The sequence below is a fragment of the Paenibacillus sp. FSL H8-0104 genome (assembly GCF_038050215.1).
In the GTDB taxonomy this organism is placed as follows: Bacteria; Bacillota; Bacilli; order Paenibacillales; family Paenibacillaceae; genus Paenibacillus; species Paenibacillus amylolyticus.
Window position 1 is genome coordinate 4,543,649 of sequence record NZ_JBBOTC010000001.1, and the last position, 13,649, is coordinate 4,557,297.

Annotated in this window: 12 protein-coding genes; 4 read left to right on the forward strand and 8 right to left on the reverse strand. The window is 37.8% G+C overall.

All coding sequences use genetic code 11. The annotated features are described in order from the left end of the window. Window positions 1-219 precede the first annotated feature (219 nt). Complete coding sequence (locus NST38_RS20225; RefSeq protein WP_101313603.1) at window positions 220-1,590, forward strand: right-handed parallel beta-helix repeat-containing protein; 1,371 nt, start codon at window positions 220-222, stop codon at window positions 1,588-1,590. Window positions 1,591-1,725: 135 nt separating this feature from the next. On the opposite strand, the gene NST38_RS20230 is transcribed toward NST38_RS20225, so the two are convergent. After that, on the reverse strand, window positions 1,726-1,995 hold the full coding sequence (locus NST38_RS20230) for a DUF6809 family protein (protein ID WP_076250964.1): 270 nt from the start codon (window positions 1,993-1,995) through the stop codon (window positions 1,726-1,728). A gap of 113 nt (window positions 1,996-2,108) precedes the next feature. Here NST38_RS20230 and NST38_RS20235 point away from each other — a divergent pair, with 113 nt between their 5' ends. Beyond that, window positions 2,109-2,327, forward strand: a complete 219-nt coding sequence (locus tag NST38_RS20235) for a helix-turn-helix domain-containing protein (RefSeq protein WP_076250962.1) — start codon at window positions 2,109-2,111, stop codon at window positions 2,325-2,327. A 147-nt stretch (window positions 2,328-2,474) separates the two neighbouring features. Here the strand turns inward: NST38_RS20235 and NST38_RS20240 are convergent, their stop codons facing one another. From NST38_RS20240 to NST38_RS20260, 5 genes are all read right to left on the reverse strand, one after another. Then, window positions 2,475-7,034, reverse strand: coding sequence for a hypothetical protein (locus tag NST38_RS20240; protein WP_076250960.1), 4,560 nt, complete (start codon window positions 7,032-7,034; stop codon window positions 2,475-2,477). A 173-nt stretch (window positions 7,035-7,207) separates the two neighbouring features. Next, window positions 7,208-7,693: a hypothetical protein gene (locus NST38_RS20245; RefSeq protein WP_076250958.1), complete on the reverse strand. Its 486-nt coding sequence runs from the start codon at window positions 7,691-7,693 to the stop codon at window positions 7,208-7,210. Between the two features lie 78 nt (window positions 7,694-7,771). Next, window positions 7,772-8,386 (reverse strand): pentapeptide repeat-containing protein, encoded by a 615-nt coding sequence (locus NST38_RS20250; RefSeq protein WP_076250956.1) that lies wholly within the window; start codon window positions 8,384-8,386, stop codon window positions 7,772-7,774. A gap of 135 nt (window positions 8,387-8,521) precedes the next feature. Beyond that, window positions 8,522-8,977 carry a hypothetical protein gene (locus NST38_RS20255; protein ID WP_074095734.1) on the reverse strand — a complete coding sequence of 152 codons (456 nt, stop codon included), beginning with the start codon at window positions 8,975-8,977 and terminating at the stop codon, window positions 8,522-8,524. Between the two features lie 19 nt (window positions 8,978-8,996). After that, window positions 8,997-10,178, reverse strand: a complete 1,182-nt coding sequence (locus NST38_RS20260) for a WXG100 family type VII secretion target (protein WP_076250954.1) — start codon at window positions 10,176-10,178, stop codon at window positions 8,997-8,999. A 646-nt stretch (window positions 10,179-10,824) separates the two neighbouring features. Between NST38_RS20260 and NST38_RS20265 the strand changes: the two genes are divergently transcribed. After that, the gene (locus NST38_RS20265; protein ID WP_076250953.1) at window positions 10,825-11,388 is read left to right on the forward strand and encodes a DUF4879 domain-containing protein; all 564 of its coding nucleotides are present in this window, start codon (window positions 10,825-10,827) and stop codon (window positions 11,386-11,388) included. 214 nt (window positions 11,389-11,602) lie between these two features. Further along, on the forward strand, window positions 11,603-11,812 hold the full coding sequence (locus NST38_RS20270; RefSeq protein WP_076250951.1) for a hypothetical protein: 210 nt from the start codon (window positions 11,603-11,605) through the stop codon (window positions 11,810-11,812). Window positions 11,813-12,357: 545 nt separating this feature from the next. Here NST38_RS20270 and NST38_RS20275 read toward each other — a convergent pair. Together NST38_RS20275 and NST38_RS20280 are read right to left on the reverse strand one after the other, a co-directional pair. Continuing rightward, window positions 12,358-12,849: a hypothetical protein gene (locus tag NST38_RS20275; RefSeq protein WP_076250949.1), complete on the reverse strand. Its 492-nt coding sequence runs from the start codon at window positions 12,847-12,849 to the stop codon at window positions 12,358-12,360. Window positions 12,850-13,145: 296 nt separating this feature from the next. Beyond that, the gene (locus NST38_RS20280; RefSeq protein ID WP_076250947.1) at window positions 13,146-13,640 is read right to left on the reverse strand and encodes a hypothetical protein; all 495 of its coding nucleotides are present in this window, start codon (window positions 13,638-13,640) and stop codon (window positions 13,146-13,148) included. Window positions 13,641-13,649 lie beyond the last annotated feature (9 nt).

Genomic DNA, 13,649 nt, shown 5'->3' on the forward strand with positions numbered 1-13,649 from the left:
GATATTACAGGCATTGGAAGCTTGCAGGCCTGACCTGCCTGCATGTACCTCCATCTGATCAGATGATTATTGATGATAACGCTTACAACATTTACCATAAAGTTGTGTCCTGAGATTACATCTAACCAGCCGGCATGACCTATCTCATAGGTAACGGTCTGGTACACGGATACCACATGCTCTTCATTCTATTCCCAATTAACCAAGGAGGCTTACGTAATGAAATTATTCCCATCCACATCCACTCATGTATCTGCACGTTCTCTGAAGGAACGCTCCCTCAAATCCAAAATGGCCCAGATCTGTCTGAGTGCCGCGTTCCCTCTATTATTAATTGGTGGTGGATCGGCCGGTGCTGAGGAACTGATCGAGAGCAGCTTGCAAAATAACCCATCAGAAGCAGCCGCTACCTCAAGTGTGACACTTGCTGCGGGTGATCTGTATGTGTCTCCTGGCGGCTCAGCCAGCAATCCGGGAACACTGAACAGTCCAACGTCACTGGCTAACGCATTGACCCAGATCGCACCAGGCAAAACGATCTATCTGCGCGGCGGCAACTACAGCTTTTCTCAGACTATTACCATTGAACGTGGCAACAGCGGCACATCGAGCCAACGTAAAAACCTGGTGGCGTATGGATCGGAAAAACCGGTCTTTGATTTCTCAGCCCAGGCCTTCGCTTCCACCAATCGTGGACTGCAAATGTTCGGAGACTACTGGTTCGTCAAAGGGCTTGAGGTGAAGGGTGCGGGCGACAACGGCATCTTCATCGGAGGCAGTTACAACCGTCTGGAGCAGATCGAAGCTCATCACAACCGGGATACGGGTATTCAAATGGGACGTTATGCTTCCACAGCCGCCAAGAGTGAATGGCCTGCATATAATGAAGTGATTCGTTCCTACTCCCACAATAACTATGACCCGGATGACGGCGAGGATGCAGACGGTTTTGCGGCCAAACTGACCGTAGGCCCGGGCAACGTCTTCGACGGTTGTATTGCGGCCTATAACGTGGACGATGGCTGGGATCTGTATAGCAAAACGGACACAGGCGCCATCGGCGCGGTTACGATCCGCAACAGCATCGCCTATGCTAACGGTGCAACATCAGACGGCACCTCCACCTCCAACAGCGATGGCAACGGGTTCAAGCTCGGCGGCGAGAAGATTGCAGTGAATCATATCGTAGAGAACAGCATTGCGTTTAATAATAAAAAGCACGGCTTCACCTACAACAGCAATCCCGGTTCGATCCAGATGAAAAATAACACCTCCTGGAACAATGGGCAAAGCAACTTTGCCTTTGATGTAGGCACCCACATCTTCACCAACAACCTGTCCTTCCAAGGCGGCGCCAGCGACAAAACAAGCGGAACCGACGTCAGCAGCACCAACGTCTGGTGGAAAAACAAAAAAAGCGAGAACGCCAAAGGCCTGCTCGCCAGCGCAGCCGACTTTGTCTCCCTCGTCCCTTCAGTAACACGTAGCGCGGACGGAACGCCTGTCCTGGGCAATTTCCTCAAGCTTGCGGGTGGCAGTGATCTGATCGGCTCGGGTACGCCAGCGGGTAAGAATATTGGTGCGCGGTAAGCGGTAGGTAATATGATAAAAGAATGATTTAAAAGCAAGTCCCCTTCCCCATTCCGCCTAAGCGGTGGTAATGGAGGAGGGGATTTTTGAATTGCTGTGCATTGTCTGCCGCTGGCTTATGAAGTAGGTAAATACTCACGGTTTAGCTAAAACCTCAATCATCAGTCTGCCGCCTGTGCGAAAACCTTGCTCGAATGCCGCTTCCACATACATGGACGTGGATTGTCCGATCAAGTCGATCAGTTGCTCCAAAGCATCGTATTCGTTCTCGGTAAGCTGTATTTTGTAGTCCTGCATCAGGTCCGATATTTGACGATTGATCTCTTGATACTCGGCCTGCTCAGGATGAATCGACTCGTCCAACCGCAGGTTTCCATGAAACAAATCCTCGATCAGGTTTGACATGTTATCCCCACCTAGTGTTTTTACCAACTATTCTCACTATACTTTAGCGGATTTTCCGCTAAAAATCAATAGCGGATAACACGCTAAAGTATGATGTTGATGAGGTGATGATAATGTACGCTCGTATACGCAATTTGCGTGAAGACAAAGACTTATCCCAAACACAAATGGCCGCCTATCTCGGCTGTAGTCAACGTGTTTATAGCAACTATGAACGAGGCGAGTTGGATATTCCAACAGCTATATTGATAAAATTGGCTGATTATCATCAGACCAGTACAGATTATCTCTTGAATCGGACGGATATAAGAAAACCTTATCCCTTAAACTAAAAAGTCCTACCCTTGCGAACACAATGACAATGAACTCGTATTCCACGCTCATCAAGACGTTTGCTAAGCAAAAGAAGTGACTGAACTGGTCGTTCACAGGGACCAGTTCAGTCACTTTTTATTTCACTTATAACCTAGACTCTCTTGTTATCTTTGCATCATTTCATGGCTTAGTCTTCTCACAGGTCCAATCTGCTTTTCAAACATTAAATCCCAAATATCTAGACATTCTTGTGCTATACATCTTATCTCTGGCCTCGTATCTTCAGTAGTTTCATCATATAGGCCAATAACTAATTTAGAGATATCATCATGGATACCCCATAGACCTTCATATCCTCTAGTATCATTCTGAATTAAATGACGACTCATTGATAATATTATATCTTTGAATTCAACTACCGATTTTGCCTCTTCTTCGAGATAATTTACAAATGCATGCAATGTTCTACGACTCAAATCTGAACTCATTAGTTCAATTAGAAAATCCTTATCTCTCTCCAAATCGATTAAATTATCATAAAATAATCTTGAGATCGGCATTTCTAAATCTAAGGTGCTTGTTTTAAATTTAAGAATAATATTTTTAGCTAATGAATTGTACTCTTCTTTATCGAAATACAACATAACCATATAAATAATTTCCTCAGCTTGTAATTTACTCATATTATCTACGTTAGCCATTTCATCAACAAAATCATTTTTTATGATAAACATTTCAGACAAACAATGCGCCCCTGATCTAATTAGTTGATCATCTTCAGAATCGTAACACTGCTTGATAATATTGATTATTCTTTGACGATATCGGGGATATAACCAAAAAAACATATTTCTTGTATCATGGAATCCAGCTAATCGATAATCTTGTTCATAAAGATAAAGGATTTTTTCAGACGCCCAATCCCTATCAATGTTGTAGGAGGGCCATAGTGCGAATAGGCTTGCATACCTTACTGCTGGGTTTTCATCAAATACTAACTTTTCAATGGTATCTTTAAACTCACTGAAAAGATCACTTTTTTTCCATAGTAAGTTAGCTATGGCTTGAGCTGCTTCACCTCTCACACAATTTATTGCATTACTTTGTAACATCTCAAAGCTACGCATTTCTTTATCTTCATTATTAGTTACATTTGGCTTTCCAATTTCCGGATTTTTGTGTTTAATTGCAATATCCTTAAGTGAATCTAACATCTCCTGTGACCATCCAACATCATCACTTTTCTCAATCATTGTACATATAGAATTTGCTCTATATGAAGTGAAATTAAATGAAAATTTAAAAATCATCGATTCTAGTAATTCTAATGGGATATTCTTAAACGTTTTACTGTGGGCTACTCCATTAAATAAAGTATCAATGTAAATTTCAGATATTGTATCGTTACATGAGAGCAACAACTTTATCATTCTTTCTGGTTCTTCTGAAACGGCAGTGCTAAAAGTGCTTGAAAAGGATTGAATTGAACTTTCAACAAAACCTCCTGGAACCTCATTCCAGCGCGAACCACCTTTTGTTCTTAGTTTTTGATTAGTCAATATAGCAATCCATCTTTTATCACTAAGCTTCTTCCCAGCAATAGGCGAACTTACAGAGCCACTGTGTCCGTTAGAATACATATATAAAGTAGTTTCATTTTTATATCTTCGCCGTAACACATGAATCAAATCTCTGGCTTTTTTGCTAAGCTGATTCAATGGCAATGCTTCAAGGATTTCTTTTTGTAAGTCCCCCCAAAAACTCCAGTAAACTATCGATCCATTATTCTCTCGGTTATATTCAATTCTACGTTGATATAGTCTTCTAGCTAACGGGGATACATAACTGATAACCGTCTTTTCTAGTAACTCAAAAATAGGTAAACTACAGTGTTCCGAATGTCTTGCCATAACTTGTTTTGCTAGTAATAATTGATCACCGTTACCACTTGTTTTATCAAAAATATTATTTTCAAAATCACTACATAAGTACTCAACAATAGCATCGCTATAGGAATACGGTAATTTGATCATTGCATCTAAAATAATTTCGTTGTATACGTCGTTTCCTTTACCCATATATCCTTTATAACGTTCCCAAAATGTTTTTGGATTTGATAAAATTATTACCGTATTTGCTTTTTTTATGATCTGAATACAAGCTCGCTCAAGACCATTTATGTGTGAATACCTTGCAGACCAATCATTAAAAGATGAAATTTCGTTCTCTATAGTTGGAACAAAAGGTAGTAGTAAATTAATAACTTCGCTACCTTCCTGAATTAGAAATTCCGAATCTTCCAGTAGAAATTCTTCTTCGTATCTATACAAAGTTTGAGCATGACGCTTCAGTTTATTTTCTAAAAGAAATGCAAACACCCGTATTGTTCTCATCTCGCATTTTCTTAGCATTGCCTTAAAGTCAAGATAGTTTTCTGCCATGTTCGGATATCGACGATAAAATTTCATTCTCAATTCGAACATCTCGTCAATATCCATATTAATATCATGTAAGAAACATCGCATGAAATTAGTATCATCTTCTTGTGATTGAAATGCATGTTTCTCTATAAATAGTGCATCTTCTACTTCATATTCAGGTGATTTACTAATAATAAGATTAATTACCGTCTGTTTCTTCTCTGTATCTTCAAACCATCGATCAAGAATACCTTTGTTTCTAAGTAAATTAATATATTGAGGTTTGAAATTTACTACATTATTAATTATATGAGAAGCAAACATCTCATTTTCACAGTTATCAATAATATAATTTTGTACATTACGATCTAAATGTTCCAATTGATTTAATATTTCAAAAAAAACAAACTTGACACTGTATCGGATATTCTCAGACGCAAGAATCTTTTGTCCAGCAACAAGAAAATCTGCACTGTCAAACTCCACTAAATTTTGTAACATCATCTGAACTTGATATCTTCTTCCAGGTGTTTGCTTCTCCTTGTCGCCAATAACATTTAATATGTTTTCGTTCTCATAATATTGTTTCAGCATCATCTCAGCTAAAAAGCAATCTAATATTGATTGATGAGCAAAAGAAATTTTATTTCCTTGTAACATCAGGAAACCGTTTGAAGATAAAAACTCCAAACTTGACCTGTTGACACTTAATAAATTTATAGGAATAGATATTCTACCTAATTTATCAAACTGCTTAATAAGTTGCTCCTTAGTTTCATTAAGAGATCCCTCATTAAGTCCAAATTCAAAACATCTTTTTTCTAATTGTCTCCACCATTCTAAGACCAGATGATTTGCCGTTGAACATTCATTATATTCACTAGCATTATCTAAGTGTTTCCAGATATATAGATTACTTGGAACTCGTAATACTTCTTTCAATTTTTTTGTCAAGTTCTCATAACGATTACCGACAATAACTTTGACCGAATCATCGGGAAATTCATTGATTTGAATCTTATTCCAATGCAAAGCTGTTTTTTTGTTATTATCGGTTTTGAAAAGAGATTTAATATTATTATCATTTTCCAAGTCATATGTTCTACATACAAAAACTACTGAAATCTTATTTTCTCTTTCTAAATTTACTCTTTCAACTTGATCTATAATTTGAGTACACACCAATAGAGCATCCCTTGAGTGTGCTTGAGTCCAACGTAGTGCATCTAACTGATCTAAAATAATCACAGCACTCTCAGTCTTGGAAACACTATGGATACAATGAACTATAGAAGAGGGCAACCCTAAATCTTCACCCCATTTCTGAGCACTTACACTTGGAGTACGCTTATCTAATTTTAAAGCTATAAACGTTATAGCATTTTCTTGACAATAGTTAATAATGTCTTCTGTACAACCGCTTTTTCCTCTCCCAGCTTTTCCATGTATTATTAATGATTCGCCTGAACTTATTGCTTTTCTGCTCTCATAAAACTCCTTTCTTTCTATAAGTTTATTATTTAATGGAAGAAATAAAGAGGTATATTCACGATTTAGCTCTTCAAATCGTGGGATAATTCGTTTGTCTAATGCAAGATTTTTTAAAATCATTGTTCTTCCATTAATTAACTGATAAATGACGGATGGAGTAATTGGTTTCCCTAAGATATCTCCGTCTATAACCCAAGTAGCCAACGTTTCATATATCTCATTTTCGTCACCCAGAAAAAGGTAATTAATTCTGGATAATATCGTTCTTTTTAAATCACTATCTGAAGTCTGACGATACGATATTCTCTTCAGAAGTGAAATGCACTTTATTAAATCATGATCCACTTGAGGGATCAATTCCATTGATTTGCAAAAATTCTCAAAGAAGCTTCTCAGTTCTTTACTGGCAGTAAGTATTTGAAATTGATAAAAATCCTGAGGGGACGTGCTTGTATTATTTGCTCTATTAATTAGGTCTTCTAATAGGGTAAATGCTAACGGAGATACTAATGAAACTGTGTTAGACTCATTTCTTTCTAATTGGAACTTCCAATTTGTGAAGATTCCTTTTGCATTAGCTGTGCCATAATCCCAATATTCTTTACTTGCATTTCGTCCTTTACATTGCTGTGCTTCTCTAGTGCCATTCTTTAGTCCGACCCAGATATCAACTCCTTGCTCGTCATCTCCGAGAGGTTCTAATGTAATATAATCTAGTCTTTCATCTAATACTTCAAGAATCTGATTTACTGTCCATCGAATTTCAAATTTATTTCCACTTTTATCTGATCTTCCTCCTAATTCATACGGCACACTTGAAACCTCCATTATTTTACATCATTATAAAAACCGCTTAATAACTAGAGTTGATCCATGAACGTAAAAAGAGACATTCTTGACTCGCTGTGTAAAATATAAGTGACGCCAACTATTCTACTTAGCGGAGCAAAAGATATGTCTCATAATTATACGTCATCATTTAGAAGTTAGTCTCTAGGATTCTGATAACACCAATCTGGGTCATACGGTAAAGATTTTAGATTTTGCATGTCCTCCAACCTGTATACCCAATCATTGTCTGCAATCCAGAAATAATCATCAGGATTCAGCTTGAGATATTCATAAATAAAATGAAGTATCAACTCTTGATTACCATAAATATCATCCATGTGCCCGACTTGGGATAGTGATACATTAGGATCTAAACCCAAATCTTCGTGATAATAAAATTCTGTGCTTGGGCTACTAATGCTGTGAATATGGAAAATCAATGAGGATTCCTTGTCCCCTGTGAATGACTTATGATTAATATTCAGCGTTGTATACAGGAACTCTCCTTCATTTGTATACGTCTTATTATTATAGAAATAGAGAGCTACGTCCGAATGAAAAGCTGCAACAATCGTATCAGCTAGAAACTGCTCTGGTGAATATTTGTCTTTTTTTGTTAAAATAACAGCTGAAGTCCCCATCTTATTTAGCTTTCTCCCCTATTACGAAGTGCAGTTTATCTGGTGAGCCCACATTACAGGCAAGTTCGAGCATAAAATCTATTCCTTACTCAAACTTTTGTCCTGCAACCACTTTATAGCTTCCTCACCCACCAGAATATTTGGTTCTTCTGGCGTTCCGATATTGATGCTTTTTATAAAGGCTTCTTCTATTCCCCTAAGCCCTGTTAAGTTAGCACCGTGCAACAAAGTTCCTTTAAACGATGCTGAACTGACATCTACCTGATTCATATTAGCATCTCGAAAATCTGTAAGGTACAGGGAGCTGGAAATTAGCTTTGCATTTGACAAATTCGCATTTGTAAAAATGGACTCAGAAAGATCCGCTTTGGCAAACCTTGCACCTTGGGCATCTGCATCTGTAAAATCGGCATAAGACAAATCTGCCTTATAGAAATCAGCATTTACTACGTTGGTGTTAGTAAAGCTGGATGAACATAACAACGATGATGACATGTCCATATGTTCCAAATTCATGCCATCAAATGTACATTCGGTCAAAAAAGCTTGATCCAAAGGATATCCCGATAAATCGACATGACGAAAGTCTATTTCATCTACACCTAATTTTTCACCCTTTTCTCCAATGGTTTCAATCCACACTCGATGTGAATTTAATTGCTCTATGAGTTCTTGTTGGTTAGTTGTTTTCATTGCTGCATCACATTTAGTCACCCTGACGTTTTACTACTTTTCTGGAATTTTGAAAACAACAAGACAGAAAGAATCTTGAAACTCAACATTAATCTTTTCTAATAAACGATCGGCATGGTCAACGATCTTTTGCGATTATTGACTCTCAATCTCACAGATTTCAATATATTTTTTGTTTATCCAATCTAATGCTAATTCCGCTTCTTCTTTCAAGATAACGCCTCGTCGGCTTTTATACTGAAAGTTCTCTTTTGCCCACAACAATAGTATCTTTACATATTCTAATGTTTCAATTTCACATGTACTGTCCTCTTCATCTTCTTCTGCAAAGATATCTTCAAAAGTTGTGAAAGACTTATCAGATTTTATTAAGTTTACATTCCCTCCACCTTCGTATAACGTTATTTTCCCTTTCAGTAATTCGATTAAGTTTCCGATCTCTTCCTGGATCGTGGCAAAGTCTCCAAATATATCCGATCCCAAAGAATTACTAATCAAATAACCATTCTTTAATGATGAATCGATGCCTAAGTCCACGATAACTTCGTTGAAATCTTCTTTATATTCGATTGTATACCTGTATTTAATCATGTTCGTATCTCCAATCTTCTTAATACAACGGATAAGCCGATGTGATTTTCTCATTTTTTATAACAAATTCAATAGTCACTCCTGTACTGGAAGTCCCTCTATATCTATTATTTTTGAAAAGAACTTTGTTATCGAAAGCTATATTTATCTCATCAATTACTTGTTGTGGTGTCCAATCTTTCGAAAAAAACGTGGTCTTCGCTTTTTTTAGTATTCCATCTACCTCTACATTGGCTCTATACACACCATACTCATTAGGAGGATCAATATTTCCAACAACTTTCCCTTTGGTATTTGGCATACCTTCATAATGAAATCCAACCGCTTGTCCCTTTATTATTTCACCCTCGAAGATATGATTCAATGCATTACTTGTAGTTCCTTTTTTAAAAACCTCAGTATTCTTTAATTCATTGATTTTCCAACTACTCTGGTACGCATTCGCTTTCCTTGCTTCAGCCGCTTCCATATTCTTTTTAATCTTCGCCGCAACTGGATGAGAAGAAGATAAGCGAAACGGACCTTTGCCACCCGGCATACTCCCACGAACCATCTGAAATGCCATAAATAGCTGGCTGAACTTCAGAGAAGTCAACATCATCTGAGCATACTTATCGGATACAGGCTCGCCTGTGAAGGGATGAATTCCATTTTCAAAAGCTTTGATCTGCATCGCATAAATATCTTCCCCTGGCGCTTCAGCATCCGTAGCTTGCATCCGATTAAAATCTAAATGCCCCTGATCCTTCTTATATGCCTGCAGGGCTGCCTGATCCGTAACACCATTCTCATTCACAGGCATCCACATCAGCTTCCCAAACATATTGACTTGTGCCATCCGGTAGCCCTTATCATCCGAACCAGCATAATATCTTGAGGTCTTCATCATTGCTCCCGCACCTACAGCGCCAACAGTACTACCAAGACTCACCTTTTCAGCATCAACATTCTCAAATCGCGTGGCAATATCCTTCAATTCCTTAGAGGTGTTCACCATACTTTCCAGCGCCTTCTGCAATACAGGACGTGACCGCGCAAACTCATCATAAAAACGCTCCTGCGTCACACCTAGCCACATCTGCTGAAGGAACATGATCTGTCTTGTGATATCCTCCCGTATATGCTCCAATTGTTGTCTCGCCTGATCCACTTGATTCGATACGTGATGTAACTGTTCAGGGGTAACTTTAATGGTATTCATCCATTTTCACCGCTCATCTAAGATATGATAAAACTATGTTAGCAGAAGTTTAATGGCAATTACATCCGGCTAATCTCCTGATTTCACTGCATGAATCCACGCTCAGAATGATTTATATCCGTCCCTCAGCCCATACGATCTCTATGTAGGTGTATACATGTTCCAGAGGGTTTTCCTTTTACGACTACAGGATACTGTGGCATTTTACTAGAACAAGCCGAAAACTTTAACAAATCATAGTATTAATGAAGAAACTTGACTCGTGCGGATGATTAGGTGTACTATATGTTTGTATAAATGGAATATATTACAATTTAAATATTTATTTTGGAATCTTATATTATCAAGATGGGTATCAGAGCCTATCATAGCTAAGATATCAATGCGTATAAATGAGTTTTACATTTTGTCTGCAACACATAATCATTGGCAGGCATTCATTTTACATATACATTCCTACTTCATAGAGTTTTCTAGCCTGTAGAGTTCTACCTCCTTAAATTCTTTTTCAGTAAAGAAAAAAGGGGAAGAACCATCTTTAAAAGAGAGGAGGGCAAGAGGCTTTAATCTGCAAGCAGGTCTATTTGTCGTAACCACATGTTTTTGTAAAAGAATACCCATAACAAGAAAGGTGGAATTTATTGCTATGAGAAAATTGTTTAGTTTAGCTCTTATTCTTGTTCTAGTGCTTTCATTTAATGTAGCTGCCTATGCAGATGGTGACGTGACTCAAGCCAAACCTATGACAAAGGAAGAAATTATTAATTCCAAAGAATTCCGTGAAGCTGTGAAAGCGGCTAAGGCTGAATTCGAATCGCAGAAGGCTGATAATGCGGGTGGTCCAGTTCTGTTTGCGCCTGCTCCGAAAGTATCTCACATTAATGTATATGGTGTCGTATCTCCTAATGGTGGTCAAGAAATTTACGGCTTCAACAACAACCCGCTCTCCACGACCAATGATCATGGCGGGGCTTGGATTCAGTGTATTACTTTCCAGATCGGTTATGACAGCAGTCACTACGGCACACTCGCCGGCAATACAATGACTAACAACTGGTCTGAAGCTATTGATCTGGACGGTGATCGTGTCGTTGATGCTTTTGCCCATTCTTGGGTTTATGAAGCGCCTAGTACAGGTGGACAATTTGTAGGTACGGTCTATTCCATTAATATTCCAACACAGTGGACCGCTTGGATTAATGTTCGTTAACCGGAAGGATGTAATATGAATATTGGAGGAATTGGCTATGACAGCCCACTCTTCTGCTAACAATTATATTAGTATATTTTCTCAGGCGGCCTTGAAGAATGCATCTCAAGAAGGTCCAGGATGCGTGGAACAAAGCAGATGAAAAAAAAGTAGCTTCAATCCCTTAACCGATGCTGATGGTAAACTTACAGGTTCCTCCTTGATGGCGCGACATATGGAGATGGAATACAACTTGATGCTTCGTTATGGTAATAAGGAAGCCCGTGTACGCATGGACAATGTGTTTGTAGACAAAGATTCCGCAAAGGCTCTTATCCGTGCGGCTTTGGAACGAGCTAATCATCCGTTAGCAAGCACTAAAGGCTCTGCCCAGCTTGAGTTAGAAAAGCATTTATTAGAGTCCTTTCTACCCTATATGGATTGATGGACACCGATTTGATTTCTTGATCAGGCGCAGGGATATACATCCCCTGCGTCTTTTTTTGTTGTGACATTACCCTAAGAGCAGTAGCAGAGCCACTTTTCAAGGAAATTGACGAGTGTCTAGTTCAATAGGGTCAAACCTTCCAGTTCCACTTGTTTTAATATGCTCTTATTAAACGTATGGTCTCAATACGTTTAATCCGACTTTCAGGATTGGCTACGTGAATTCAATGTCACATTACAATTCATATCATTCAATTGATTTTGGAATAATATCAAGCGTTAGTTGCACCCATTGCTCTTCTCTGTAGTTGTACACATATTCTTGTGAGTTGTCCTTAAATTTAACCACAATAGGACACTGAGGAATTTACTACGACGAGCTTTAATGCTAACAATATTATTTTTTTCTATCCCTTTTTAACGGTTCAATACGTTCTTAAACCATCTTCAAGATCCTTCATATCCTTTTTATATGAGGCATACGAAGGAGGGGATATTAAATAAAGACCTTGAGGATTAGAGTCCTCAAGGTCTTATCAGTTCCTAGTTCTTAATACTATAATGTTTCATTAACTTATTAGTCACATCTTCGGGTATACCTTTGGTAAAGTTTAAGGCCACCAAATCAGTAATAGCCCTGTCTATTGAAAAACATGAGTCACTACTGTACTTGCTCATTTCATCGTTAAAACCTAAAATACAAATGCCGTAACTTCTTTCTCCCCATATTGCCCAATTCAGCGACGGCGATAACCATATAACTATTTCAGAGTTAGATAGAATAGCATCAGCAGGGCTTTCTTCTGGTCCCTGATTAAGGATATTCCAATACTCATCAGCGGTGGTACCCTTTTGTAAAACGCACCAGTTATATTGGGAAAACTCACTGTAGTAATAATTTACAGGGTCTGGATCTAAAACAGCCATAATTACAGAGTAGTCACCAAAAGTATCCATGATTTCAACACAAATTACTTTTGAAACCAAACGTGATGCTTTCTCAAACTCTTCTGAGCTTTTAATCATTTTTCTCAATTTGTCAGTCCCCAATAGAATCTTAGTTGTGACCCCTGTCGCACCCTTAGCCCAAAATTCAGCGTTGAGTTATTTAGATTCAATTGTATACCTATATTCAATCATGTTAGTATCTCCAATCTCCTTAATACAACGGATATGCCGATGGTTGCAACTCATACTCTCATTAATATTAGAGAAGATGCCCCGATGTATAACGAGGTCATCTTCTTTAAGAACGATACGGCAATTTTTATTATCCATATTAAAATGCAATATAAGAATGAACTCATTTCTCTCATTTTTCAAACAATCTTTTACTGTATTTTTGTTATGTTAATAGGGGTGTCCCAATTATCAAGATAAAAAATAACATTGGATTTAATATTTACTTTGTTCCAAACTTTCTTGTCTATAGGAAATGTTTCATCTCCAAAACTGTTTGATTTAACTTTAATATAGAAGGCTCCTTCATTTTCTAACTTTTTAGTTACCACTCCTGACAAAGGATCTTTCGTTGGTTCTTTATTAATTGAAACGATGTATAGATACTTCCCTTCATTCAGATACCGATAGGTTATTGAATCACCTTCTTTTAATTTGTTACATGATGGACTTTCAAATCGTTCTGTTTGAGTACTCCTGTTTATAGGCTTTGGTGGATCATTAACAGTTACCTTGCATGAATTACCTTTAAGGTCGACTGATATTATATGCCTGCTAGTTTGTACTGGAGTTGAATCTTTAATGAAAATAAAAAAAATGAATATGGTAATCATTAATAAAACACCTATTATTAATACCTTTCTCAAAATAACACC

Bases quoted from the DNA above. Each gene is read 5' to 3' on its own strand.
- NST38_RS20225 (WP_101313603.1), top strand. From the start codon at position 220: ATGAAATTATTCCCATCCACATCCACTCATGTATCTGCACGTTCTCTG.
- NST38_RS20230 (WP_076250964.1), bottom strand. From the start codon at position 1,995: ATGTCAAACCTGATCGAGGATTTGTTTCATGGAAACCTGCGGTTGGAC.
- NST38_RS20235 (WP_076250962.1), top strand. From the start codon at position 2,109: ATGTACGCTCGTATACGCAATTTGCGTGAAGACAAAGACTTATCCCAA.
- NST38_RS20245 (WP_076250958.1), bottom strand. From the start codon at position 7,693: ATGGGGACTTCAGCTGTTATTTTAACAAAAAAAGACAAATATTCACCA.
- NST38_RS20250 (WP_076250956.1), bottom strand. From the start codon at position 8,386: ATGAAAACAACTAACCAACAAGAACTCATAGAGCAATTAAATTCACAT.
- NST38_RS20255 (WP_074095734.1), bottom strand. From the start codon at position 8,977: ATGATTAAATACAGGTATACAATCGAATATAAAGAAGATTTCAACGAA.
- NST38_RS20260 (WP_076250954.1), bottom strand. From the start codon at position 10,178: ATGAATACCATTAAAGTTACCCCTGAACAGTTACATCACGTATCGAAT.
- NST38_RS20265 (WP_076250953.1), top strand. From the start codon at position 10,825: ATGAGAAAATTGTTTAGTTTAGCTCTTATTCTTGTTCTAGTGCTTTCA.
- NST38_RS20270 (WP_076250951.1), top strand. From the start codon at position 11,603: ATGGAGATGGAATACAACTTGATGCTTCGTTATGGTAATAAGGAAGCC.